The organism is Citrobacter sp. 172116965, from assembly GCF_013458095.1.
In the GTDB taxonomy this organism is placed as follows: domain Bacteria; phylum Pseudomonadota; class Gammaproteobacteria; order Enterobacterales; family Enterobacteriaceae; genus Citrobacter; species Citrobacter braakii.
On record NZ_CP046673.1, the window covers coordinates 721,500 to 746,792 of the forward strand.

General features: G+C 51.5%; 23 protein-coding genes and 5 pseudogenes. 11 read left to right on the forward strand and 17 right to left on the reverse strand.

Annotated elements, in window-relative coordinates:
• Positions 1–20: 20 nt before the first annotated feature.
• Positions 21–1,433: a PLP-dependent aminotransferase family protein gene (locus GPJ68_RS03525; RefSeq protein WP_172860613.1), complete on the reverse strand. Its 1,413-nt coding sequence runs from the start codon at positions 1,431–1,433 to the stop codon at positions 21–23.
• Positions 1,434–1,610: 177 nt separating this feature from the next.
• On the opposite strand from GPJ68_RS03525, the gene GPJ68_RS03530 reads away from it, so the two are divergent.
• The 6 genes and pseudogenes from GPJ68_RS03530 to tssD all read left to right on the forward strand — a co-directional run bounded on the left by GPJ68_RS03530 (position 1,611) and on the right by tssD (position 4,151).
• Complete coding sequence (locus tag GPJ68_RS03530; RefSeq protein ID WP_064484482.1) at positions 1,611–1,775, forward strand: DUF1127 domain-containing protein; 165 nt, start codon at positions 1,611–1,613, stop codon at positions 1,773–1,775.
• A 148-nt stretch (positions 1,776–1,923) separates the two neighbouring features.
• Complete coding sequence (locus GPJ68_RS03535) at positions 1,924–2,388, forward strand: MarR family winged helix-turn-helix transcriptional regulator (RefSeq protein ID WP_159137116.1); 465 nt, start codon at positions 1,924–1,926, stop codon at positions 2,386–2,388.
• Positions 2,389–2,393: 5 nt separating this feature from the next.
• Positions 2,394–2,570, forward strand: a pseudogene (locus tag GPJ68_RS25060) (hypothetical protein); the annotation flags it as partial.
• 151 nt (positions 2,571–2,721) lie between these two features.
• Entirely contained in the window at positions 2,722–3,153 is a 432-nt protein-coding gene (locus tag GPJ68_RS03545; protein WP_223870143.1) for a tlde1 domain-containing protein, read from the forward strand.
• On the forward strand, positions 3,153–3,659 hold the full coding sequence (locus GPJ68_RS03550; protein ID WP_180837127.1) for a hypothetical protein: 507 nt from the start codon (positions 3,153–3,155) through the stop codon (positions 3,657–3,659). The genes GPJ68_RS03545 and GPJ68_RS03550 overlap by 1 nt, the downstream gene beginning before the upstream one ends.
• Positions 3,660–4,151, forward strand: coding sequence for a type VI secretion system tube protein TssD (gene tssD / locus GPJ68_RS03555; protein ID WP_016151575.1), 492 nt, complete (start codon positions 3,660–3,662; stop codon positions 4,149–4,151).
• Between the two features lie 94 nt (positions 4,152–4,245).
• Here the strand turns inward: tssD and GPJ68_RS03560 are convergent.
• Together GPJ68_RS03560 and GPJ68_RS03565 are read right to left on the reverse strand one after the other, a co-directional pair.
• A pseudogene (locus GPJ68_RS03560) lies at positions 4,246–4,559 on the reverse strand (SymE family type I addiction module toxin); the annotation flags it as partial.
• A pseudogene (locus tag GPJ68_RS03565) lies at positions 4,540–4,695 on the reverse strand (type I restriction endonuclease subunit R); the annotation flags it as partial. The pseudogenes GPJ68_RS03560 and GPJ68_RS03565, both read right to left, overlap by 20 nt.
• A gap of 269 nt (positions 4,696–4,964) precedes the next feature.
• Here GPJ68_RS03565 and GPJ68_RS03570 point away from each other — a divergent pair.
• A pseudogene (locus tag GPJ68_RS03570) lies at positions 4,965–5,189 on the forward strand (IS4 family transposase); the annotation flags it as partial.
• A gap of 118 nt (positions 5,190–5,307) precedes the next feature.
• Here the strand turns inward: GPJ68_RS03570 and GPJ68_RS03575 are convergent.
• A pseudogene (locus GPJ68_RS03575) lies at positions 5,308–6,287 on the reverse strand (IS5 family transposase).
• 25 nt (positions 6,288–6,312) lie between these two features.
• Between GPJ68_RS03575 and GPJ68_RS03580 the strand changes: the two are divergent.
• Positions 6,313–7,554 carry an HNH endonuclease family protein gene (locus tag GPJ68_RS03580; protein WP_255489360.1) on the forward strand — a complete coding sequence of 414 codons (1,242 nt, stop codon included), beginning with the start codon at positions 6,313–6,315 and terminating at the stop codon, positions 7,552–7,554.
• Positions 7,555–7,623: 69 nt separating this feature from the next.
• Here the strand turns inward: GPJ68_RS03580 and yjiA are convergent, their stop codons facing one another.
• From yjiA to GPJ68_RS03600, 4 genes are all read right to left on the reverse strand, one after another.
• Positions 7,624–8,580 carry a GTPase gene (yjiA, locus tag GPJ68_RS03585; protein WP_104651993.1) on the reverse strand — a complete coding sequence of 319 codons (957 nt, stop codon included), beginning with the start codon at positions 8,578–8,580 and terminating at the stop codon, positions 7,624–7,626.
• Between the two features lie 12 nt (positions 8,581–8,592).
• The gene (locus GPJ68_RS03590) at positions 8,593–8,787 is read right to left on the reverse strand and encodes a YbdD/YjiX family protein (protein WP_003830038.1); all 195 of its coding nucleotides are present in this window, start codon (positions 8,785–8,787) and stop codon (positions 8,593–8,595) included.
• A 49-nt stretch (positions 8,788–8,836) separates the two neighbouring features.
• On the reverse strand, positions 8,837–10,987 hold the full coding sequence (btsT, locus tag GPJ68_RS03595) for a pyruvate/proton symporter BtsT (protein WP_180837129.1): 2,151 nt from the start codon (positions 10,985–10,987) through the stop codon (positions 8,837–8,839).
• A 289-nt stretch (positions 10,988–11,276) separates the two neighbouring features.
• Entirely contained in the window at positions 11,277–11,819 is a 543-nt protein-coding gene (locus tag GPJ68_RS03600; protein ID WP_016151578.1) for a hypothetical protein, read from the reverse strand.
• A 191-nt stretch (positions 11,820–12,010) separates the two neighbouring features.
• Between GPJ68_RS03600 and tsr the strand changes: the two genes are divergently transcribed.
• Positions 12,011–13,672, forward strand: a complete 1,662-nt coding sequence (gene tsr, locus GPJ68_RS03605; protein WP_016155617.1) for a methyl-accepting chemotaxis protein — start codon at positions 12,011–12,013, stop codon at positions 13,670–13,672.
• 39 nt (positions 13,673–13,711) lie between these two features.
• Here tsr and GPJ68_RS03610 read toward each other — a convergent pair whose 3' ends face one another.
• The 3 genes from GPJ68_RS03610 to GPJ68_RS03620 all read right to left on the reverse strand — a co-directional run bounded on the left by GPJ68_RS03610 (position 13,712) and on the right by GPJ68_RS03620 (position 16,767).
• Positions 13,712–14,227: a GNAT family N-acetyltransferase gene (locus tag GPJ68_RS03610; RefSeq protein ID WP_104651994.1), complete on the reverse strand. Its 516-nt coding sequence runs from the start codon at positions 14,225–14,227 to the stop codon at positions 13,712–13,714.
• Positions 14,228–14,279: 52 nt separating this feature from the next.
• Positions 14,280–15,641 (reverse strand): MFS transporter, encoded by a 1,362-nt coding sequence (locus GPJ68_RS03615; protein WP_016155619.1) that lies wholly within the window; start codon positions 15,639–15,641, stop codon positions 14,280–14,282.
• A gap of 211 nt (positions 15,642–15,852) precedes the next feature.
• A complete protein-coding gene (locus GPJ68_RS03620; RefSeq protein ID WP_016151582.1) occupies positions 15,853–16,767 on the reverse strand; it encodes a GntR family transcriptional regulator in 915 nt (304 codons plus the stop codon).
• 137 nt (positions 16,768–16,904) lie between these two features.
• Between GPJ68_RS03620 and GPJ68_RS03625 the strand changes: the two genes are divergently transcribed.
• Positions 16,905–17,927, forward strand: a complete 1,023-nt coding sequence (locus GPJ68_RS03625) for a zinc-binding alcohol dehydrogenase family protein (protein WP_019078308.1) — start codon at positions 16,905–16,907, stop codon at positions 17,925–17,927.
• 13 nt (positions 17,928–17,940) lie between these two features.
• Positions 17,941–19,386 (forward strand): tagaturonate reductase, encoded by a 1,446-nt coding sequence (locus GPJ68_RS03630; protein ID WP_019078309.1) that lies wholly within the window; start codon positions 17,941–17,943, stop codon positions 19,384–19,386.
• A 106-nt stretch (positions 19,387–19,492) separates the two neighbouring features.
• Here GPJ68_RS03630 and opgB read toward each other — a convergent pair whose 3' ends face one another.
• From opgB to GPJ68_RS03660, 6 genes are all read right to left on the reverse strand, one after another.
• Positions 19,493–21,784, reverse strand: coding sequence for a phosphatidylglycerol--membrane-oligosaccharide glycerophosphotransferase (gene opgB / locus GPJ68_RS03635; protein WP_104651995.1), 2,292 nt, complete (start codon positions 21,782–21,784; stop codon positions 19,493–19,495).
• Positions 21,785–22,013: 229 nt separating this feature from the next.
• On the reverse strand, positions 22,014–22,505 hold the full coding sequence (locus GPJ68_RS03640) for a DUF2501 domain-containing protein (protein WP_137352594.1): 492 nt from the start codon (positions 22,503–22,505) through the stop codon (positions 22,014–22,016).
• A gap of 70 nt (positions 22,506–22,575) precedes the next feature.
• Entirely contained in the window at positions 22,576–23,313 is a 738-nt protein-coding gene (gene dnaC / locus GPJ68_RS03645; protein ID WP_016155623.1) for a DNA replication protein DnaC, read from the reverse strand.
• Between the two features lie 2 nt (positions 23,314–23,315).
• Positions 23,316–23,855, reverse strand: a complete 540-nt coding sequence (gene dnaT, locus GPJ68_RS03650) for a primosomal protein DnaT (RefSeq protein WP_016151588.1) — start codon at positions 23,853–23,855, stop codon at positions 23,316–23,318.
• A gap of 123 nt (positions 23,856–23,978) precedes the next feature.
• Entirely contained in the window at positions 23,979–24,452 is a 474-nt protein-coding gene (locus GPJ68_RS03655; protein WP_016151589.1) for a threonine/serine exporter, read from the reverse strand.
• Positions 24,443–25,219, reverse strand: a complete 777-nt coding sequence (locus tag GPJ68_RS03660) for a threonine/serine exporter ThrE family protein (RefSeq protein ID WP_016155624.1) — start codon at positions 25,217–25,219, stop codon at positions 24,443–24,445. The genes GPJ68_RS03655 and GPJ68_RS03660 overlap by 10 nt, the downstream gene beginning before the upstream one ends.
• Positions 25,220–25,293: the final 74 nt, after the last annotated feature.

A 25,293-nucleotide genomic window follows, 5' to 3' on the forward strand; every position in this document is an offset into this window, starting at 1 on the left:
AAATCACCGGGCGGTCCGGTTTACTCTATCGCCATCTTTACCGCCTCGCCGAGCTTTTGCATCACTTCCTGATGCTTCTCGTTTGGCGGCAACGCGCAGTTAATGCGCACGCAGTTGCGGTATTTTCCGGATGCGGAGAACAGCGATCCCGGTGCGACCTGGATTTTCAGGCGACAGAGCTGCTTAGCGACGCAGACCATATCGACCTGGAGCGGCAGCTCGACCCACAGCATAAAGCCGCCTTTTGGTCGGGTGACGCAGATCCCGCAGGGAAAATATTCCCGTACCCAGCAGGTGTAGATCTCCATATTACGCTGATAAATCTGGCGCATACGCCGGATATGCCGATGGTAATGACCTTCGCGCACAAAGGAGGCTGCTGCCAGCTGCGTAGCGGGAACGTTAGTACCAATGACGGCGTACTTCATGTGTAGCAGTTTGTTGTAATAGCGACCGGGAACCACCCAACCCACGCGCAGTCCGGGGGCTACGGATTTGGTAAACGAACTGCAGAGTATTACCCGGCCGTCACTGTCCCAGGAGTGGATCGTACGCGGGCGCGGATACTCTGTGGCCAGTTCGCCATACACATCATCTTCAAAAATGACGATGTCGTGACGCTGGGCGAGGGCGAGCACCGCCCGCTTACGCGCATCCGGCATAATGAACCCGAGAGGGTTGTTGCAGTTGGGTACCAGCAGCACGCCTTTGATCGGCCACTGATCCAGCGCCAGCTCCAGCGCTTCAATGCTGATCCCGGTATCTGGATCGGTTGGGATCTCAATCACCTTGATCCCCAGGCCGCGCAGTAGCTGCATTGTGCCGTAGTAGGTGGGGGATTCAACGGCGACAATGTCCCCTGGCTGACAAACCGCCAGCAGCGCCAGCGACATTCCGCTCTGGCTCCCGTTGGTTATCACAATATCATCGGCGTTGAGGACTGAACCGCTATCCAGCATCAGACGGGCGATCTGCTGGCGTAGATCCTGGCTGCCGGGAAGCTTGTCGTACCCCAGCACTGCCTTCAGGTTATGCTGCACTACGCGGCTGAGTTCGCGCCAGAGCGGTTTCAGGCTCGGTTGACTGACATCTGGCGCGCCGCTGCTGAAGGGGATCACAGATTTATCGCTATGCCCTTTTAGCATATCCAGCACCAGATCCCACTGCGTTATCTCGACCGGACGCTGCACCGGGCGCGACATCGGCGGCACGGGCGGCTGTGCCTTTTGTGGTGCGACAAAATAACCGGAACGCGGCTGCGGGGTGATCAGCTGTCGCTGTTCCAGCATCTGATACGCCTGCTGGACGGTGCTGATACTGACCCCGTGCTCCTGACTCAGGTTACGTACCGAAGGCAGTTTTTCGCCATGGCGATACAACCCCTGCTCAATGCGTTCGGCCAGCAGATTGGCCAGATGTTGATAACGCGTCATGCTGTATCCCTCATGGGTACCATACAGATTAAAAAACCAGTACAGATTGGCGTGAAAAAAGCGATGCAGAACTCTTTTTAACCAATCTGTATGTTAAATAAAAGTACTTTGTGAGTCTGTATTGCTTAGGGCCAAATCCGTGAAGATAAAGCCTCAGACAAGGCGGGGAGGCAAGGTATGGAATTTCATGAGAATAAAGCAAAGCAGCCATTTATTGGGTTTGTTCTGATCTGGCGGGCATATAAGGCGTGGAGGTTACGGGCGCAAACGCGGCGCGTATTGCAACAGATGAGTAATGAGCGGCTGCGGGACGTCGGGCTGCGACGCGATCAGATAGAGTGATTTTCTTCCATCGACAGAGGCTGGAGGGTTATCACCCGGCCTCTTTTTATATTCACATTATTTATCAATTCATGCTTCTGGATAGCCTGTTTCTTGATACTTATCCTGATAAGTATTATTTTCTTCTCAGCAATGAGGGGAAAGTAAGATGACGGAAGATGAACTGTTTGCCCGCCGTCCGATGGGGATGCGCATGGCAATGGTGGTGCGCCAGTGGCGAGCCATTATTGATGCTGCCATCACCGATACTGGCCTGACGCAGTCAAGCTGGACGGTACTGATGCAACTGTATCAACTGGGAGACAACGTCTCGGTCAGTGAACTGGCACAAATACAGGGCATTGAACTGCCGCCGCTGATGCGCACCCTTTCGCAGTTGGAAAAGCAGGGCTATCTGCTGCGTTCCACATCGCCTTATGACAAACGCATCCGTCTGCTAACGCTGACAGCGCAAGGCCGCTCAAGGCTTGAAGAACTTAATCGGGTGATTGAGACATATCAACATCGCGTCACCTGCACCATTCCTGAAGCGGAGCTTGCCTCCTTCAGCGCGACCTTAAATCAACTCGCCTGCAATTTGCGGACAATCCGCGAAGAAGACAATCAACACTAAAAACTATGAGGACCCCAGAACAAAAATTTGCCCGTTGGGTAAGGGTGAGTATTGCCGCTTTCCTGGTAATATTCGCCTGGTTTATTGTTGCCGATATCTGGATCCCGCTGACGCCGGACTCCACGGTGATGCGCGTGGTAACGCCCGTTTCCTCACGCGTATCCGGTTACGTCGCGCTGGTGGCAACGCTAACGATGGTATTTCTGGTACACCGGGTGTTTTCAGATTGCCTGCTGCTTCCCCGTTATCTAATTATTCAGAATACGATTTATTTGTTCGAGAAATAAAGATGTATGAATTATAAATATTTTGAATTTTAATAATTGTGACTTTATGAACATATTTAATTTTACAATTAAATATGATAAGCATAATTATTATATTTTAAAGGATGTAAATCATATGACATGGGAATATAAAGTATCGACAGGTATACTAAGCCATAACGGTAAATTAATTGCTTATTGCTACAGTGGTGCTGGTGAATCAAAGGATAAACCGAACTGTGAACACATACGTAACAAGGGCCCCATTCCACGAGGCGTTTATTTTATTGCTGGATGGAATAATCATAAAAGTCCCGCCGCTATTATCCTCGAACCTATTGCAGGGACAAATACTTTTGGCAGAGATCATTTCGAAATTCATGGTGATAAAAAAGGGCAGCCACCGGGAACGGCATCTGCAGGATGTATAATTATGAATGGACAAGATAAGCGCCAAACCATTTACGATTCGGGTGACACAATTTTGGTGGTAAGATAATGAAATTTATTTTTATCTCCTTTCTATTTATTCTTTCGGGTGCTCCCTGTGCTGCAGTGCATACTGCAGCACAGGTTCTGCAGATGATAAATGAAAAAGGAGCAAATACCGTTGTACACGAACTTTATGATGGCAGTGAGTCAGAATGGTGGAACCATATTATTCCTGAAATTAGCAAAGGTAATAATGACTGGTTAACGGTAGCAAGTGCTCTTGAATCCGGAGTTGATGCCAGTACGGCGGAAGATTTACAGGGGGCGGTCTCTGAAGCCATTCCACATAACCCAGTTGGTGTTCTGGCTATCCTCAACGATAACAGACCATTGCTGAATATTGAGAAGATATGCGCATTTACCTCTTACCCTGAGTCAGAAGAAGAAATGAATAAGCTATTTGTTAATTCCATCAGGGAAATGTATAAGGTCAAAACGACAGAAGGGAAGCGGTGTATTGCGGTTATGATCAATAATGTTGAGAATTCTATTCCATTTAACAAGGATTTATAAATGGCTATCCCCGGATATATGTCATTAATCGATGATGCTGGTAATATTATCAAAGGTAGTGTAATGGTAAAAGACCGTGAAAATCAGATCGAGATTTTAGGTCTGTATCATAATGTGAGCTACAACTCTGATTTGCATAATGGGAGGGTGTTGAATAAACGCCAACATCGTCCATTTTTAATTGAAAAGGAAATTGATGCTTCAAGTGTGCTTTTGTACAAATCATTAAGTACCGGAGAAACATTAAGGAAAGCGGTTATTGACCTCTATCGAATAAATTATGCTGGTCAGGAAGAGGTCTATTTTACGATAACCCTGGAAAATGTGAAAGTCGTTACGCTTTTTTCACTGATGCACGATGTTAAAGATCCTTATTACGAAAAACAGACCCATCTTGAACTTGCTCAGCTCCGTTACAAGAAGATTACCTGGCACTATCATGATGGGAATATAGTCCACTATGATGATTGGGATTATCGCTTAGGGTCTTGAGTAAACGGCTCCGGATAAAATGATCTTACCCAGAGCTGTAATGCAATCAATACACGGCGCTTATACTCATGAGCGCTGACTGGCATCCGGGCGTTTATTTCTGCCTGACAGGCTTCGCCGAAATTACGTCGATAAACTCCTGCACCTGCACCTGCACCTGCACCTGCACCTGCACCTGCTGTTGCTTAGTTGCTTACGTGCGGACAGCTTGCACACCCGACGCAGCGAATGTAATAACGCTAGTTCTTCCGGCTCCGGCAGCTTGGCCATCAGCACAATGCAGCCGGGCATCACTCTGACATCGAATTTGCAGCCGGTGGTGAAACCGGCTGCCTCCAGCCACTGGCCTTTCATAATAATTGCCGGAACATGCGTGTAATCCGGATAACGCGACTTTGCCGCGTACGATGACCTTGCTGTCCCGGAGTTTGATCTCTTGTCTGATTTGCGTTGTGTCGTTCCAGCCTGCATCAAGGATGGCGGGCATAACGCGTTTGGTGATGATGTCTGCTTCCGTCAGGGTTCTAAGGTTCAGGTCAGACATGTCCGTTCTCTACCGATAACGGGGGATAGCTTAACTTGACAGTTGTTATAAAAATCATGAAGAACATGGAGATACAAATCTTCTAAGGTTGCCTTTCTGTAGATCAAGAAAGATAATGTAGCCATTAACTATTAATTTGGATGTGAAAATGGAAGCTAAAGACTGATGAATCCCCTAATGATTTTGGTAAAAATCATTAAGTTAAGGTGGATACACATCTTGTCATATGATCAAATGGTTTCGCGAAAAATCAATAATCAGACAACAAGATGTGCGAACTCGATATTTTACACGACTCTCTTTACCAATTCTGCCCCGAATTACACTTAAAACGACTCAACAGCTTAACGTTGGCTTGCCACGCATTACTTGACTGTAAAACTCTCACTCTTACCGAACTTGGCCGTAACCTGCCAACCAAAGCGAGAACAAAACATAACATCAAACGAATCGACCGATTGTTAGGGAAGGTGCGAATAAGCAGGTCATTTCTTCCCAAGCTGACTCGCTGATTAAAATTTCGCGGATCTGGGCCGATTTTTTTCCCGCAAACACATCGAATCAGCCTATTTAGGCTATTTTTTCCACCATTTCTGGCGTTATTTCCGGTTTTTACTGAGATCTCTCCCACTGACGTATCATTTGGTCCACCCGAAACAGGTTGGCCAGGGTGAATAACATCGCCAGTTGGTTATCGTTTTTCAGCAGCCCTTTGTATCTGGCTTTCACGAAGCCGAACTGCCGCTTGATGATGCGAAACGGGTGCTCCACCCTGGCACGGATGCTGGCTTTCATGTATTCGATGTTGATGGCCGTTTTGTTCTTGCGCGGATGCTGCTTCAAGGTTTTTACCTTGCCGGGACGCTCGGCGATCAGCCAGTCCACATCCACCTCGGCCAGCTCCTCGCGCTGTGGCGCTCCTTGGTAGCCGGCATCGGCTGAGACAAATTGCTCCTCTCCATGAAGCAGATTACCCAGCTGATTGAGGTCATGCTCGTTGGCCGCGGTGGTGACTAGGCTGTGGGTCAGGCCACTCTTGGCATCGACACCAATGTGGGCCTTCATGCCAAAGTGCCACTGATTGCCTTTCTTGGTCTGATGCATCTCCGGATCGCGTTGCTGCTCTTTGTTCTTGGTAGAGAGGGGGCCTCAATGATGGTGGCATCCACCAAAGTGCCTTGGGTCATCATGACGCCTGCTTCGGCCAGCCAGCGATTGATGGTCTTGAACAATTGACGTGCCAGTTGATGCTGCTCCAGCAGGTGGCGGAAATTCATGATGGTGGTGCGATCCGGCAGGGCGCTATCCAGGGATAATCGGGCAAACAGGCGCATGGAGGCGATTTCGTACAGGGCATCTTCCATGGCACCGTCGCTCAGGTTGTACCAATGCTGCATGCAGTGAATACGCAGCATGGTCTCCAGCGGATAGGGCCGTCGGCCATTGCCCGCCTTGGGATAAAACGGCTCGATGACAGCGGTCATATTCTGCCATGGCAGAATCTGCTCCATGCGGGAGAGGAAAATCTCTTTTCGGGTCTGACGGCGCTTAGTGCTGAATTCACTATCGGCGAAGGTGAGTTGATGGCTCATGATGTCCCTCTGGGATGCGCTCCGGATGAATATGATGATCTCATATCAGGAACTTGTTCGCACCTTCCTTAGCAATGCGGAAGTTATTAGGGATTACTTAGCGAAGTTATCAGATGATGAATTGAGGTTATTGGCTAAATATATATTACAAAATGTATATATAGTGTTTGTGCAAACTGATGATTTTGCATCATCATTCCGGTTATTTAATGTTCTAAATAGTCGGGGATTACCTCTGAGCAATGCAGATTTATTGAAAAACGCGCTTTTTGAGTCTGCGGCTGCACATAATAAAAAATCTGAACAAATTGAGTCGGCATGGTCCCAAATTGAGGATATGGTTGGTGTTAGAAGGCTTGATAAGTTTCTTACACTTCACAAACTTTCAGAGAAGAAAGATCGTGACAGGGTATTACAAAAAGGATTTGAATCCTTTATTGAGAATTTACAAGAAAATTTTGATGGCGATGCTATCGCGATGTCGCTGATGTTAGTCAGTTCTGCTAAAAATTACTCTAAAATACTGGAGAATGATTTTGAACATTCTTCTATTCGAAGGAAAATAGCTTCCCTGAGTAATCTTGGAGTAGATGAATGGATCCCTCCTGCCTTAGCCTTCCTGAACCGAATGGTTCGTACAGAAGAGTTTACATTAGAAGAATTTTCTCAGTTTATTACCTGCTTTGAAAAAGTATATATGCATGGTTGGTTGAAAAAACAGATTAAAAGCCAAAGAGAGATGGTTTGTTATTCTGCGCTTGTTGCCATAAATAATGGTATGCCTCTTCCTTCTATAATTAATCAAATTAATCAGCATGCGGATAATGAAGGATTTATTACTGCACTTGATGATGATTTATATGAACCAAGGCCTAATCAGGTTAATTTAATTAAAGCGATTTTACTTCGTCTTGACATGGAACAGCAAGACGAGAGTGTAATTAAAACTTATACAGGAAGAATAACTATTGAACATATTCTCCCTCAGGCTTTGGTGAATGAATATTGGATTAATCGATTTGAACCACATGAACATGTTTACTGGTTGCATAAAATAGGTAATTTGACTCTTATTAGCGGTACTAAAAATTCAGAAGCGCAGCATTCTGACTTTATTAAGAAAAAATCTATTTATGAAAAATTGAATAGCAAAAGTTCATTTGATCTCACAAAAGATGTATGTAAATCAGCCGAATGGGGATTGTCCGAGCTTAAAATACGGCATGAAAATATGAAGTCTCAATTAAAACAACTTTGGCTAGTATAACCTTAGTGTGAAATTTACACATGCCACGTTACAGGCATGTGTAAATATGAATAATGTGAAATAGCAGAGTTACTTCTTCAATCCCGCAAACGCGGCTCGGATCTCGTCTTCCGGCAGATTAATGCCGATAAATACCAGCGTACTGTGCGGTTGCTCATCGCCCCACGGGCGATCCCAGTCGGCGCTGTACAGACGCTGAACGCCTTGGAACAGCAGGCGGTTCGGCTCGTCTTCAATCCACAGCATGCCTTTGTAGCGCAGCAGCTTCTCGGCGGATTCCAGCAGCAGATTTTCCATTACCCGTGACACGTCACTGATGTTTACCGGGTAATCCAGCTCGACGACGATCGAGGAGATATCGTTTTGCTTATCGGCGATAAAGTGGAAGCGTGGTTTGGCGCTGACCACGTTCTCCTCGAGCATGAAACCGTTGGTATCGAACAGCAGGGAGAGGTCGATATCACCATGCGTGACGGTATAAACCGGGGCGCGGGCGTTGATGCGCGCCAGGCGCTCACGCAGTTTCTCGCTTTCACCCGCCACGTCGGTTTTGGTCAGCAGGATGCGGTCAGCGTAGCCCACCTGCGACTGGGCTATGGTGAACTGGTTCATCTGCTCGTCGGCATGTACCGCATCAACCAGCGCAATCACACCGTCCAACAGGTAGCGTTCGCAAATCACTTCATGGGAGAAAAAGGTCTGAATAATCGGGCCGGGGTCGGCCATGCCGGTGCACTCGATCACCAAACGGTCGAAATGGATGGCGCCTTTGTCGAGGTTGTCGAGCAGATCTAACAGTGCGTCTTCCAGCTCACTGGAGCGGGTACAGCAAATGCAGCCGTTGGTCAGGGTTTTGATCTGCGTGGCGCGGTCGCCAATCAGCTGATCGTCCACCGAGACTTCGCCGAATTCGTTTTCGATAACGGCAATCTTATAGCCGTGCTGCTCGTTGAGAATATGGCGCAGCAGGGTGGTTTTACCCGCGCCAAGAAAACCGGTGAGTAGGGTAACTGCAATCGGGGTCATTCATTTCTCCTTCTAACAGCAACTGCTTCCGCCGCTACCGTAGCGGGCTTCCTGGCGCTCGCGGAAGAATTCTTCGTAGGTCATGTACGGCTTATCGGGATGGTTGGTCTTCATGTGCTCGACGTAGTTGTCGTAGTCCGGAATGCCAATCAGCATCTTTGCCGCCTGACCGAGGTATTTTTTTGCCTGACCTAAAGTACCAAACATAAACAATCCTGATAAGCGAAAAGCCCCGCCGAAGCGGGGCTGAATACGGTTAGTGATGTGAAGAGGTCTTCACGCCGCCTTCCGGCACCGGTACATACGGCGTCTCTTTATCAGAGCGACCGTTGATGGCGCGGGCTTTCTGCCAGGTACGGAACCCGTAGAAAATGATGCTGTACACCACCACCAGGAACAGAATACTCAGGCCTGCGTTGGTGTAGTTGTTGACAACGATGTGGTTCATGTTGGCAATCTGCTGAGCGGTCAGTTCGCCGCCGTTAGCAATCTTCTCTTTGTACTGATTCGCCATGAAGAAGAAGCCTTCCATCTGCGGGTTGGTGCTGAACAGTTTCAGACCCAGCGCCCAGGTGGTGCAGATAAGCAGCCATACAGCCGGAACAACGGTAACCCAGATGTATTTGGTACGCTGCATTTTAACCAGTACCACGGTGCCCAGAACCAGTGCCACGGCAGCCAGCATCTGGTTAGAGATACCGAACAGCGGCCACAGGCTCTTAACGCCGCCCAGCGGGTCAACAACACCTTGATACAGCAGGTAACCCCACAGGCCTACGCAGCCCGCAGTACCGATGATACCCGCAACCAGAGAGTCGGTTTTTTTCAGGAACGGAACGAAGTTCCCCAGTAAATCCTGCAGCATAAAGCGGCCAGAACGGGTACCGGCATCCAGTGCAGTCAGGATGAACAGCGCTTCAAACAGAATACCGAAGTGGTACCAGAAGCCCATATCAGCCATCGGCAGCACTTTGTGGAACACGTGAGCGATACCAACGGCCAGCGTCGGCGCGCCACCTGCGCGGTTCAGAACGGACGGTTCACCGATGTCTTTCGCGGTCTGCAGGATCTGCTCAGGCGAAATGACGAAGCCCCAGGAGCTGACGGTCGCCGCCGCATGTGCGGTTACGTCTTTCAACTGCGCCATAATCAGCGGGGCGTTCTCGCCGCTCATTTCATGCAGGTTCGGCATGGTGATGCCAAGGCCTGCTGGCGGGGTGTTCATTGCGAAGTACAGACCCGGTTCGATAATGGACGCGGCAACCAGCGCCATAATCGCCACGAAGGATTCCATCAGCATGGCGCCGTAACCGATAAAGCGCGCGTCGGTTTCACAGGCCAGCAGCTTCGGTGTGGTACCAGAAGCGATCAGCGCGTGGAAGCCAGAGACCGCACCACACGCGATGGTGATGAACAGGAACGGGAACAGAGCGCCTTTCCACAGCGGGCCAGTACCATCAACGTACTGAGTCATCGCCGGCATTTTCAGTTCCGGGTTGAGGATAACGATCCCCACCGCCAGACCGACGATAACGCCGATTTTCAGGAAGGTAGCCAGATAGTCGCGCGGCGCGAGGATCAGCCATACCGGCAGCAGCGCAGAGATAAACGCGTAGCCGATCAGGGTAAAGGTAATGGTGGTGTCTTTAAAGGTCAGCGCCGGGCCCCAGTACGGGTCGTGAGCAATCACGCCGCCGAAGTAGATAGACGCAACCAGCAGCACAATACCAATCACCGACACTTCGCCCACACGACCCGGTCGCAGGAATCGCATGTAGATCCCCATGAATAGCGCGATAGGTACGGTTGAGCAGACGGTGAACACACCCCACGGGCTTTCAGCCAGCGCTTTCACCACGATCAGCGCCAGTACCGCGAGGATGATGATCATGATTAAGAAGCAGCCGAACAGCGCAATGGTTCCCGGGATCGGGCCCATCTCTTCTTTGATCATCTCACCCAGAGATGCGCCGTTACGGCGTGAAGAGATAAACAGCACCATGAAGTCCTGCACCGCACCGGCCAGCACGACACCCGCCAGCAGCCACAGCGTACCGGGCAGATAGCCCATCTGCGCGGCCAGTACCGGCCCAACCAGCGGACCTGCACCTGCGATAGCGGCAAAGTGGTGGCCAAACAATACGTTACGGTTGGTTGGAACGTAGTTCAGACCGTCATTGTTGATGACCGCCGGCGTGGCACGCGTCGGGTCAAGTTTCATCACCTTTTGGGCGATGTACAGACTGTAGTAACGATAGGCCACCAGATAAACAGAAACTGAGGCGACCACGATCCACAGGGCACTGATGTGCTCACCCCGACGTAATGCCACTACCGAGAGGCAGAATGCACCGATGATTCCGAGAATCACCCAGCGTATGTGCTTGAATATCTTTTTCGTATCCATAGTAAAACCTGGTATCTAATTAATAATTGGCCGAAGCCGCGTGGGTTTGATCTTGTGTTTGAGGAGGTAAATTGACTGCTATGTTGGGGGGATCTTGCCAGAGAAATACGCGCGTAAAGTAAGGTAAATAAGTGAGCGGTTGTATGTCAGCTTAAGCGGTCCCAAGTGTCAGTGAGCGGTAAGTAATGGGGGTGAGTGGGGGAATTTATGTGATTGAGATCACGGCATTATAGCGTTCGCCCATCTACATGCCGTGTTTTCCAACTGATGAAGCATCTCACTGAGATACTTAGATCACGATATAACAGTAAGGCGTTTGTTCGATGTCTTTAAGCAGCACATGTTTCTTACGTGATTTAGTCAGGTAATATTTTTCATCCAGATAATAGTCAATCAGTTCATCGAGGCGCTCTTTGTCTATGCGGGGTGTTACTCCTAACGTCCAGAAGCTTCGTAGCTCTAATTCCGAACGTTTGATTTTTGCGCTTTTAACCAAATCCGCAATCATATTTCTGACGCAGCTTGTCGGATCCTGGTTCTGCTTGAGCTCAAGCGCAATGTAGCTGTCCTGCGTCCAGCCTTTTTTCCGCAATAAGAAATCTGCACGCACAGACAAACGCTGTGGATTTTTCCGCAGATCGCAAGCGAGGGTCTGTTCACGCCACCATTCATGACCTGTCGAAGCCAACAGATTGGCAAATTCTATCTGCATCCACACTTCCCAACCGGAGATGTTGTACTGATCGATGATATTGAGCTTTTGACGAACATCTTCACGTTCAAAAAAGTGGTGTGCGAGAGTGGATAGGTGATCAAAATCGCGATTCAACATAGAAGCATCCTTTTCTTAAAAAACGGGAATCCTACACCTAATGCGCAACAGAACGACAGATTTTTTGCGTAATTTGTCATAGGGAACGGGATTTAATGTGAAAACGATAATTCTGTGGCAATTGCTGACACCATAAAGTTTTCTCTTTCCAGGCCGAAAACCAGAGTATCTGTCTAGCGGAAAGAGAAAACATGTTAAAACGAATGAAGATTGTTACCAGCTTACTGCTGGTATTGGCGCTATTTGGCCTTTTACAGCTCGCCTCCGGCGGCTTGTTTTTTAACTCACTTAAGAATGACAAAGAGAACTTTACCGTTCTGCAAACCATTCGCCAGCAACAGTCTGCGCTGAACGCCACTTGGGTTGAGCTGCTGCAAACGCGTAATACCCTGAACCGGGCGGGTATTCGCTACATGATGGATCAGAGCAATATCGGCAGCGGTGCGACCGTTGCTGAGCTGATGCAGGTAGCCAGCACGGCGCTGAAACTGACGGAAAAAAACTGGGCGATTTACGAGTCGCTCCCGCGCGATCCGCGTCAAAGTGAAGCCGCGTTCCAGGAGATCAACCGCACCTATGATATCTATCACGGCGCGCTAGCGGAGCTGATCCAGTTACTGGGTGACGGGAAGATCAATGCGTTCTTTGATCAACCCACGCAAAGCTATCAGGATGGTTTTGAGAAGACATACATCAACTACATGCAGCAGAACGATCGTCTGTATGACATTGCGGTAGCAGATAACAACAGCTCTTACAGCCAGGCGATGTGGGTACTGGTCTGCGTGCTGATTACCGTACTGGCGGCAATTATTGCGGTCTGGTTCGGCATCAAACTGACTCTTATCTCCCCAATGAACCGTCTGATCGACAGCATTCGTCATATCGCCAGCGGCGACCTGGTGAAGCGTATTGAGGTGGAAGGTTCCAACGAGATTGGCCAACTGGCGGAAAGCCTGCGTCATATGCAGGGTGAGCTGATGAACACCGTAGGTGATGTGCGTAACGGTGCCAACGCGATTTATAGCGGGGCCAGCGAGATTGCGATGGGCAACAACGATCTCTCCTCGCGTACCGAGCAGCAGGCTGCATCTCTGGAAGAAACCGCAGCCAGCATGGAACAGCTGACGGCGACCGTGAAGCAGAACGCCGAAAACGCGCGTCAGGCTAGCCATCTGGCCCTGAGCGCTTCTGAAACCGCGCAGAAAGGCGGCAAAGTGGTGGATAACGTGGTGCAAACCATGCGCGACATCGCTTCCAGTTCGCAGAAAATCGCCGACATTATCAGCGTCATCGACGGCATTGCCTTCCAGACCAACATTCTGGCGCTCAACGCCGCGGTAGAAGCCGCGCGTGCGGGCGAGCAGGGCCGTGGTTTTGCGGTGGTTGCGGGTGAAGTTCGTAACCTGGCCCAGCGTAGTGCGCAGGCCGCGCGCGAGATCAAGAGCCTGATTGAAGACTCGGTCAGCCGTGTGGATGTGGGTTCAACGCTGGTAGAAAGCGCTGGTGAAACCATGGATGAGATCGTCAATGCGGTAACCCGCGTGACCGATATCATGGGTGAAATCGCCTCTGCTTCTGATGAACAGAGCCGCGGTATCGACCAGGTCGGTCTGGCCGTTGCTGAGATGGATCGTGTGACGCAGCAGAACGCCTCGCTGGTGGAAGAATCCGCCGCCGCCGCTGCGGCGCTGGAAGAGCAGGCCAGCCGTCTGACCCAGGCCGTTGCCGTGTTCCGTATTCAGCATGACCAACAGCGCGCGCGTGACGTTGCTGCCGCTAAACCGGTTTCAACGGTCCAGCCGCGAAAAGCTGCGGTAACGGATGCCGGGGATAACTGGGAAACGTTCTAAGTTGGTAATGCCCGATAAGGCGTAGCCGCCCGCGGGCAATTAACGCAGCATCAGGCGCATGGCGCAGCGTAGTTCGTACGTCTGCCCGTGCGCCGCTTCGTCTTCTCTTTTCTGGCGCAGCAGTGCAGGAAGCGCCTCGTCAGCCAGCATTTCAAACCCCAATCGTGCGTACAATGGCGCATTCCACGGCACATCGCGAAAGGTGGTCAGCGTGAGCGATGTATAACCTTTCTCGCGCGCCTGTTCGGCAACATAGCCAATCAATCTGCGACCAATACCTTTTCCCTGCCACTCCAGATGCAGTGAAAGTTCAGCAATAAACAGCGATGACCCCAGCGTTTCGGCAACTAAAAAACCGACCGGATGCTCGTCGACCTGCGCCAGCCAGCTCATGCCAGCGGCGACAAATGCCCGATGCTGGTCAGCCGATATAGTCTGGTCGTCAGCAATCCACGCCAGTTCGGGGATGAGTAAAAAACGTTGCCCCGCAGATCGTTCGATGGCGGGAAGAGCGGCAGTTTCTGCCAGAGTGGTGGAGCGTAAGGTGATGTTCATTTGTCGAGCATAACATGCCCGATAAGCGCGGTGTTATCGGGCATCATGAGGATTAATCTTTACGCGGATCGCTGATGGGTTGGCGCACCAGGAAGATGTAGGCGAGGGCTCCCACCATGGTGACGCAGCCACAAATGATCAGCGCCAGACGGAAAGAGTTGGTGGTATCAACAATAAATCCGGTGACGATTGGTGCAAACGACGCGCAGATAAAGCTGGCAAAGTTCTGGATACTGCCCACGGAGGCGGTCATGCGTGAGGCGACGGCTACGTGGATCAGGCCCCAGCACGAGGTGCCGGCGAAGTGGATACAGAACAGCGCCATACCGATCAGTAAGACGGCGGCCATCGACGTTGTGGCCTGCGGCACGATGAAAGTGAAGGCCGCAGAACAGAACATCCCGGCGATAATACAAATCTTACGGCTCTTAATCGGTGCCATACCGCCTTTCACCAGCCAGTCGGTGACAAAACCGTTAATTAACATGCCGGCTGCGCCAAACAGGAATGGGATCGCTGCCATTAATCCGGTGCTTTTTAAATCCAGGTTGTAGGAGGTTTGCAGGTAGCCTGGCAGCCACGCCAGATATAACCACGCGGTGTAGTTGATGCCGCTAAAGCCCAGCATCATGCCCCACATAGTGCGGTTGCGGAACAGGCTGCGCCATTCGGCAAAGCTCAGCGGATCGCGGCGGGCATTGACGCTACCGGCGTTCAGATATGCTTGTTCAGTAGCGCTCAGCGCAATCTGCTCGCGGTTGCGATACAGCATGTACCAGCCGATGGCGAGGAAAATACCCAGCACGCCGATGGTAATAAACATCCAACGCCAGCCCATCACCAGCATCATGGCAGCCAGAATCGGCGGGCTAATGGCAACACCGATGGTGGAAGCGGCGTTGAATAACCCCATTGGGCGGCCGCGCTCTTTGATGTTAAACCAGTCGTTGATGACCTTTACGCCGCACGGGTTCATGGGCGCCTCACCAATCCCCATCCCGATACGCACGAGAACAAACTGAGTGAAGCTGTGAACCATGCCAGACATCGCCTGAAACAACGACCAGAAGAACATCCCCAGCCCCAGCATAATGCGCGGACCTTTGCGATCCAGCAGCGGGCCGCAGGGCAGCTGTGCAATACCGTAAGCGAGAGAAAACACTGACAGCAGTACGCCGATTTGCGTGGCGCTCAGCCCCAGTTCTTCACGAATCGTTAAGTTGGCGACCGACAGTGAACTGCGGTCGAGATAATTAATCACCGCAGCAAAAAATAATAAAATCATTGCTGTGGTCTGAATACGTTTTATTCGGCTACTGCGTTGCACCATGCCCTCAGGCGGAACGTTAATATCCGCAGATGACGACGTGCCAAACGAAGAACTCGGGTCGAGGGTAATATTATTTTTTTCCACGCCGGACTCCTGAACCTCAATAATTTATTTTCACACAGCCGGGCTGTGCAGTATTGAAAAATACCAGTGATGAATCAATTTGCTCATCACCGCTCACAAAAGTTTTTAATGCAGTCGACTTAGCGTGAGCATAGGCAAGCGGTATTTTTCCGGCGTTTTTATTTTTATAAAATCGTGCTCCCGGTAATGGTTTGCTGTTTTTTATCGGTACTTAATGAGCGGCGCTATGGCTTTGGTTGATGGAGCGAATCATCGATTGTTTGGCTGAATTCAAATGGTTACAGAGCGCCAGGGTGGCATCCAGGTCGCTGCGGCAAATCAGTGCGCTGAGGATGGTCATATGCTCATCAATGGCAATGATATTGCGCTGCTTGAGGTCGCTTTCATCCCACTGATAATGAAAGTGGAAAATCACGGAGATGATTTCAAGTGATTGATTAAAAAATATATTATCTGCTGCGGAGAGGAGTAAAGCATGAAACTCACGGTCTAACTGCGAGAACATACGAAAGCTGCTGCCGATGCTGTCGCGCAGGACCCGGTGACGCTCCAGCAGTGTTTTAGCCTGCAGCCAGCGCGGGTCATCGTCGGGCAGATTGAGAAAATGCTGCAGGGAATGGGTTTCCAGCATCTCTCTGAGTTCAAACAGCTGTTCCGCATAGGCCTGATCGAACTGCTTCATGCTCCAATGGCCGCGTTTTTCGTTTTTGATCAGATTGTAACGTTCGAATTTTAAAAGATATTCTCTCACCACCACCGGGCTGACCCCTGCAGCTCTGGCAAGCTGTAGTTCGGAGAAACTCTCCCCTGCGCGTAGCTGACGCTGGTTGATCATGGTGAAAAAAGCCTGCTCAAAAATCCGGTTTTGCTCAGTCATGGAGGCGGTGGTACAGGCAAAACCGTCGTCATGGTCGGGTTTACGTACGATGACATAGTGGCTGCCGACCTGGGTCAGCACGCCGCACTCGCCTAAGTGGCTCAGCATATGGCGCACGGTGGTGCGGCTGATGTTGTACATCTCCGCCAGCGCGCTTTGCGACGGGAGGGGGGAAGGGATATGACCACGCGCCATATCATCGATTATCTGGTTAATCACATTGTGGCGTAAGTTCTGTGAACGGCTCATGGCTTCTCCTTTTTGCGTATTAAAACCCGATTTAAAACATTTTTATGCGCTGGGATTCACAGATTGTGTTTCTGCTTTCTCCGGCTTTTTTATTTTCGTTGATATCTGAGGCAACAAAAAAACAGGAGAGCAGAATCATGTCTACGATGAATACGTTGATTTGCCAGGAACCTAAAAAATTAGTCTGGAAAGAGCGTGAAATACCTATTCCGGGTGAGGGTGAAGCATTAATAAAAATTAAATCAGTCGGGATTTGCGGTACCGATATTCATGCCTGGGGTGGCAATCAGCCATTTTTCAGCTATCCACGTGTACTGGGTCATGAAATATGTGGGGAAATTGTCGGGCTGGGCAAAAATATACAGAATCTGAAAAATGGTCAGCAGGTGGCGGTTATTCCTTACGTGGCCTGCCAGCAGTGTCCGGCCTGTCTGAGCGGGCGCACTAACTGCTGCGAGAAGATTTCGGTGATTGGCGTGCATCAGGATGGCGGCTTCAGCGAATACCTGTCCGTACCGGTCACCAACCTGTTGGATGCGCAGGGAATTGATCCGCAGGCGGCGGCGCTGATTGAGCCTTATGCCATTAGTGCGCATGCGGTACGCCGGGCGGCGGTGGCTCCGGGTGAGCAGGTGCTGGTGGTCGGTGCCGGTCCGATTGGTCTGGGCGCGGCGGCGATTGCCAAAGCCGATGGCGCACAGGTGGTGGTCGCCGATACCAGTCCGGCTCGCCGGGAGCATGTGGTTTCCCGGTTGGGGCTCCCGGTTATCGATCCGTCTGCTGAAGATTTTGATGCGCAACTGCGTGACCAGTTTGGTGGTTCGCTGGCGCAAAAGGTCATTGATGCCACGGGCAATCAGCATGCGATGAACAACACGGTGAATTTGATTCGCCATGGTGGCAGCATTGTTTTCGTTGGGCTATTCAAAGGCGATTTGCAGTTCTCCGATCCGGAGTTCCACAAAAAAGAGACCACCATGATGGGCAGTCGCAACGCCACACCGGAAGATTTCGCCAAGGTGGGCCGCCTGATGTCGGAAGGCAAACTGACCGCCGACATGATGCTCACGCACCGTTACGCGTTTGCCACACTGGCAGAAATCTACGAACGGGATGTGATTAACAACCGTGAGCTGATTAAAGGCGTGATCACGTTCTGAGAGGGGAAATGCGATGAAGACATTGAATCGACGTGATTTTCCGGGAACCAGTTACCCAACGCGCGTGATCCAGTTTGGTGAAGGGAATTTCCTGCGGGCGTTTGTCGACTGGCAACTGGATATCCTCAACGAGCAAACCTTTTTGAACGCTGGCGTGACCATCGTTCGCCCGATCAATAGCGATTTTCCACCGTCGCTGAATACCCAGGACGGGCTGTATACCACGCTTATTCGCGGGCTAAACGCGCAGGGCGAAGCGGTGAGCGAGGCGCGGCTGATCCGTTCGGTGAATAACGAAATCAATCCGTATCAGGACTTCGCGGCGTATCTGGCGCTGGCCCACAATGCGGATATTCGCTTTGTGTTTTCAAATACCACCGAAGCCGGAATTAGCTATCACGCGGCAGACCGGGTCGATGATGCGCCGCCGGTAAGCTTTCCGGCTAAACTGACGCGTCTGCTGCTGGAACGTTTTAATCATTTTGAGGGCGCAGTGGATAAGGGCTGGGTCATTATCCCGTGCGAGCTTATCGACTATAACGGTGAGGCGCTCAAAACGCTGGTACTGCGGTATGCACAGGAGTGGCAGCTTCCCCCGGCGTTTGCCGACTGGGTGGCGACGGCAAACACCTTCTGTTCCACGCTGGTCGACCGCATTGTCACCGGCTACCCGCGAGAAGAAGCCGCCGCGCTGGAAGCTTCGCTTGGCTATCACGATGCGTTTCTCGATACCGCGGAGCATTTTTACCTGTTTGTGATTCAGGGGCCGCAGTGGCTGGCCGAGGAGCTGAATCTGGCGCAGTGCCCGCTGAACATACGGGTAGTGAGCGATATCAAACCGTACAAAGAGCGTAAGGTCGCCATTCTCAATGGCGCGCATACGGCGTTGGTGCCGGTGGCCTGGCTGTGTGGCCTGGAGACTGTCGGCGAAGCGATGCAGGATGCCGATGTCCGTCACTTTATCGAGCGGGCGATTAGCGAGGAAATTATACCGGTATTGGATCTCCCGGCGGATGAACTGCGTGAATTTGCCGACGCGGTGAGTGGGCGTTTTCAAAACCCCTACATTCGTCACCAGTTGCTTTCCATTGCGCTTAACGGGATGACCAAATTCCGTACCCGAATTTTGCCGCAACTGCTGGCGGGCCAGCAAAATGGGCGCTGGCCCGTGCGGTTAACGTTCGCCCTCGCGGCGCTGCTGGCGTTTTATCGCGCAGAGCGGGAGGGAGAACGCTATCCGATACAGGATGATGAGCAGTGGGTTAGCCTGTATGCCAGTCTGTGGCCGCGAGTTGGCAAAGATTTAACGCTGCGTGAACTGGTGGATACTGTGCTCGGCGATGCGGCGCACTGGGGTGAAGATTTGACGTTGCTGCCCGGGCTTGCCGGGCTGGTGACGGCAAACCTGGAAATGATTCTGGTGCAGGGTATGCGCCAGGCAGTGAAAAGTCTGGAATAAGGTTGCCATGCAGCGCCCGGTGTGGTGTTGGGCGCTGTTTTTTTTTCAGACAATAAATGCGGCTAGCTGTAAGACTGATAAGCGAAGCGCCATCAGCCATTTCATGTTACGAGCCCTGAGCGACCACTTTGATTTCAACCATCCCGATCCCCAGTTTACGCGGCGAGTGGCCGAGAATATTGCCCTCGTTGGTGGCGACCGGATCGGGCGGGACAATCACCAGCGTATCGGCATCCGCCGGGTTATCAAAATGCAAGGTAGTGGTAGTGACATCATGGCCTAACACCAGCGTCTGTTCCTCGTGGCCAACGCGTACGGGAATAGGGCGATTGGCGTTGTCGCCGAAGGCTTTCGCTGTAATGACCAGATCGAATTTCTTCGGCAGCGGGGCCTTGTACTCGATGGTCACCTCTTTGCTGAGCTGCGCATTGGACCAGCGTCCCCAGGATTCGGGGCGTGAAATGCCGCTAAACTGTTTAACCTCTTCCGGCGCGCCCGCCACGTTGAAGACGAAGCTGTCGGCTTTGTAGCGAATGTCGTTATCGACAATTTTCAGCGTATCAACGTTACCTTTGTAGCGCTCCATGTCGATCACCGTGTCTTTAAACACGGTTTTACTTTTCCATTTGGCTTTGTCGACGTACTGCACGATTTGCTGTCCGCCTAACTGGCCTTGCGATACGCACCAGTCGGTGGAGAGCGCCAGCTCCGGGGCCCATAGCTGCGCCATTTTGTAGCAGCGATCAACCCAGACAAAGTTATCTCGCGGCGCGAAATCTGCCAGTTGGAAGCGCAGCGGGGCCGAGTATTCGCTTTCCGGCAGCGGCTCGACGCGTTTGTCCGATACGCGCAGCAGCAACGGCAGGCGGAAATGGCTGCCGGAGAAAGAGATCATGTTTTTGTCCTGGTCGACGGTGAACTCTTTCATCTCTTTCGGGAAATTCCACAGGCGGATGATATCGGGCTTCCACGCCAGCATTTTTTCTTTGATGTTCAGGAACACTTCAGACACGGATTCGCTCGACAAACTGCTGCGGCCAAGACCGATAAAGTTATCGCCACCGAGAATATCCAGTACCGTTGCCCCGTTATCCATCGTGTTACGCTTCACCGCCAGCGTCTCCTGCTGTGGCTGGTCGCCGCGCAGCACGAAGAACAGGTTGTTGCGATCCTGCTTGTTCAGATACTTCCATGCGGTGTTGTTCATCGCCAGATGATCGGAAGAAACCACGATAACGGTATCTTTGAACCACGGTGAGGCTTTGATCTTATTGATAAATTCGGCAATGTTTTCCTGGCTGCAGCTGACCGCGCTGAAGGATTGGTTGGCCTTCCCGTCGATGTCATAACGTTTACGGTTGCAGCTACGTGAGATAAATCCATCTGGATGATGGGTATCCACGGTCAGCGTAAATAGTGAAAAGCGCTGGCCCGAACGTGAAAGCTCTTCGAATTTTTTCCACGCTTCATCCAGCACGGTATCGTCGTAGAAGCCCCAGTCGTTGCGATAGGCCGGGTCCGCAACCACGCTTTTTAACTCTTCCGCACCGTAGAGATGATCAAAACCGTGAGATTTCAGGAACACGTCTTTGCCGGCAAAGCGCAGGTTGGCTCCCTGCACAAAGTAGTTTTGATAGCCGGAGTTTTTCAGGATATCGCCCAGACAGATATTGTTGGGGAAGAAGCTGGAGACCGACGCCGAGGCGTTGCCTTCAAACGGCGCAAACAGCGGAATACCGCACTGGGAGGCGACCATGCCAGCGATGGTGTAATCGGTACCCGGCAGTTGCATGGTATTGCTGAAATCCAGCCCTTCGTTTTTCAACGCACCGAGTTCCGGGGTCAGATCCGGGAACGCGTCATTGTTAAAATAGGTGCGCTCGAGGCTTTCGCCATAGATATAAACCAGATTCAGCTTCGGGTTGGGAATCGTTTTTGACGGCTCTTTATAATAGGTTGGGAAATCCGGATCGCCATCGCGCGACTGCGACTTTACCAGTTCGGTTATCTGGTGAAACGCCGGGCTGGCATCTACGGAGGCCAGCGCCAGCAGCAGGGCCAGCAGACTGTAACCCACATGATGCGGATGATGGCGACGGCGGCGCAGAATCCAGCCGAGAGCGACAAAAACGGTCGTCAGGACCAGCGCAATCCCGACACCAGGTAAGATATATTTTCCAATTCCCGCGCCGGTCAGGCTGTTGGTCAGCGTGTACAGAACCGCGTCATTGATACCGTCGCCGGTGAAATAGTCACTGGCATACAGCGTGATATTCAAGACAATAAAAATCCCCAGCACCGTTAACGTGGCAGCAAACCACCAGGTATTGCGACCCGCTTTCCAGGCGTAAATCAGCACTGAAGCGAGAAACAGAGTGATGGAGATGAGTTCTGACAACGATCGATCCTCAGTAAACCGGGCAAACGCCTGGCAGGCTAATGATTTGGGGAAAGCACAATGTAATAGCGATGTTGCATTGCTGCAATTGTAGTGACATTAAATTACGTTGTTATTCAGAATTGGTTTAGATATGCGTGTTTTTTGCGGGGATTTACTGATTATTTGACGTGTGAATTTTATGGGGAGCAGGTTGATGCCGCGCAGGATATACGCGGCATGTCGTGCGTCAGGAAATGAAGTTCATACCCTGTTTTAACACCAGATCGCAGGCCTTGGTTTTTACCTGCTTCGCCAGCGAGCTGTTGCCAATTGTGTTCAGGTCCAGTTGTTGACCATCTTTGGCGTTGAGCAGCCCCTGAATGCCGTCCATATAGTTGGTGTCTTGTTTCTGCTCCGGAGCACTGAGGCCCAGTTTATCCAGCACCTGGTTTTTGACGTTTTGCGTGTCGGTGACCGAGGCCAGTTTCTGTTTCGCGCAATATTCCAGGATCCCGGCGGCGTTATTCATGCTGCTGGAGGTCAGCGACTGATTGCTGCCATTCAGTAGACTGGTCAGGGAAGAGAGTGACGAGCCGCCCTGCGAGCCGGAGCTTTGTTTGCTCAGTTCGCTGGCCGCGCTGGAGAGCGAATCCTGCCAGGAGGCGGCGAAAACGCTGGTCGAGATGAGCGTGCTGGCGGCAAGCGCACCGCACAGCAGACGTTTGGTTGTTTTCATCATTATATGCAACTCGTGTTATGCCTTTTCAGCGCAGTATAGCGCCGGCAGTCTTAGGAGTGGTCCTAATACGTTAATACTCTTTACCGGTTACCCGACTACGGTAGCTTTCCCAGTTAAAAATCACCCACAGGCTGTTGCCAAGGCGCATACGGTCCATTACCCGCTCGCCCAGCAGTTTGTTCATTTCATCCATATTGCTGTTGGTCAACATACCGGTCGGGCGTTTTGAAGACGAGCGGCGATCGACGATCTGGTTGATGATCACCTTTTCATAGCGGGATTCGGTCTGCACGCCGATTTCGTCGATCACCAGCAAATCGACATTACTGAGATCGTTGAGTAGCTGTTCTTCGCTGGTTTCACGGTTGCTGAAGGTATCTTTCATGGCTGACATAATGTCCGCAACGGTGATAATCAGCACCGATTTGCCGCGCAGCAGCAGTTCGTTGCAGATAGCGGCGGCCAGATGGTTTTTGCCGGTGCCGGGCTTGCCAGAGAAAATAAAGCTGGCGATGTTGCCGTCAAACTCTTCAACGTACTGGCGAGCTTTGCTCAGGGCGTTCATCTGACCTTCGCATTCCACCCGATAGTTATCGAACGAACAGTTCTGATGCAGTGGACGAATACCGGAACGGTTGAATGTGCGCTGCATTTTCATAGCCCGGTTTTCACGGGCCAGCGCTGCGGCGCGAATTTCACCTTGCTCTTTTTGCCATGCCAGCAGCTCCTCACCCGTTTTAAAGGCTGGCTCGACATTAGCCGGCATCATTTTTTGCAGACGTTTCATCAGGTCGCCAACGTTTTTCATCGTTATCCTCTAAAACCCGGTGGAATATGGTTGTCAGGCTCGCTGACACTGTTCACATCGCGCTTCGGCATTCCGCCATTGCTGGCCCGGCCAATCTGGATGCTGCGTGCCAGTTTTTGCTGCCACTGAATATGGTGAAAGACTTTGCCTTCGGCCTGCCAGTAGGCGACAAATGAGGCCAGTTCCTCGGCGGTGACCGGTTCTCTTAACGCCACGCCCCACAGGGCGGCCTGGCGCTGAAAGTCGGCATCGGGCTGCCAGTCAGCGTACATCGCAAATTTCCCCATTGGCACGACAACAGGAGCGGTTTGCGGCTCTTCATAAAATTGTGCATCCAGCGTCACATCGCTTCCCGGGCGTGACAGCTTCTCTTCAAGCGCCAACAACTCGGCCAGTCGTGCAGGCGTCACCGCGTAAAATGCTGGCGCGTTGTTGGCGAATACGGCTACGGCACCGCCCGCAGACCTGGCCAGCACCGTATGGTGATCGTGTAGTAAGGCGTCAATGCTAGTGACGTCCGGCGTCAAAATTTTGCTGGGCATAATGTTTCTCAATACTGAACAACAACCGAGAAGGGGACTGCTTTTATAGTAACACAGAGAAGAAGGAGAGCAGCAGATGAGGGGGCGATTCCCCTCTCTGCGAGGAGCTAACAAAGCGTGCCGCTAAACACGCGGGCGTTTGCGATACAGCCATAATCCCGGTACGGATAGCCCGATAGAGAGCGCTCCGACAATCGATGAGGCTTTCAGGAAATTGGTCAACAGCGTGATCATCAGCGCTTCGCTGTAGCCAAAATGGCCGATTTTTACCGCCGAGATCATGGCGGTATAGGCCGAGATCCCAGGGAACATGGGGATTACTGCCGCAACGGTGAAGACTTTCGGGTGCGCCAGATACCAGCGTGACCACTGGATCCCAATGCAGCCCACCAGTAGCGACGCCATAAAAGTTGACCATTCGATATTAAATCCAGCGCTCATCATCACCATTCGTGAACCGTGGCCGAGTGCGCCGAGTAACGCGCACCAGGGGAGCGCCCGATGTGGTACGTTAAATACCATGGCAAAACCAAGCGCCGGAATCGCCGACAGGATCATGTCCTGCATTAGCGCCAAAATGAAATCGATCACGCCCATCCGCGCAGCCCCCATAAGGTCATCGACATGACTACGCCAATGCAGGTCGCCAGCGTCAGCAGACTGGCAATAGCCCAGCGAGCGAGCCCAGTATTAATGTGTCCCTTAAACATATCCGCGACGGAGTTGATCAACGGAAAACCCGGAACCAACAGCAGCACGCTGGCGGCCATGGCGATGGTTGGAGTGTGGTTAAACGTCGGCAACGTCAGCAGCAGACCAGAAATCGAGGTTGCCACAAACGCAGTAATGCAGAAGTTGATTTGCGGGTGCAAATGCCGGGACGCCAGAATCTGGCGAATATACATTGCCACCATACTGGCGAAAAAGGTGATCACCGCGCCATCCCATCCGCCATTATTGAGTTTACAAAAGCAGGCGCAGGACAAGCCGACCATAAAGGCGACCAACCATCTTGGATAGCGCAGCGGTTTAATCTGGCTAAAGCGTTTCTCAACGCCTTTAACATCCAGCAGTTTGTGTTCCGCCAGAATAACGATGTGCTGCACCTCCGTCACGACGTGCATGTTAATTCCGCGATCCTGATTTTTTCGCGTTGAAGTCAGGCACTGCCCGTCTTTAATGGTGGTCAGGACGATGGCGTTAGAGGAGATAGCGCTTTCTACGCTATCCATGCCAAGCGCCAGCCCGAGGCGGGTGGATAGCTCGTCAACCAGCGCACTTTCTGCCCCATGCTGAAGTAAAAAAAGACCGCATTGAATACATAACCGTGTAACCGTTCGCTGTGACGACTGCTCTGTTTGCATGACTCGCTCTGACTGAAAAGGATCTCTTTGCGTGGCGGATGTCTTCTTTTTATCATGAAGCATGATCCTGTTGG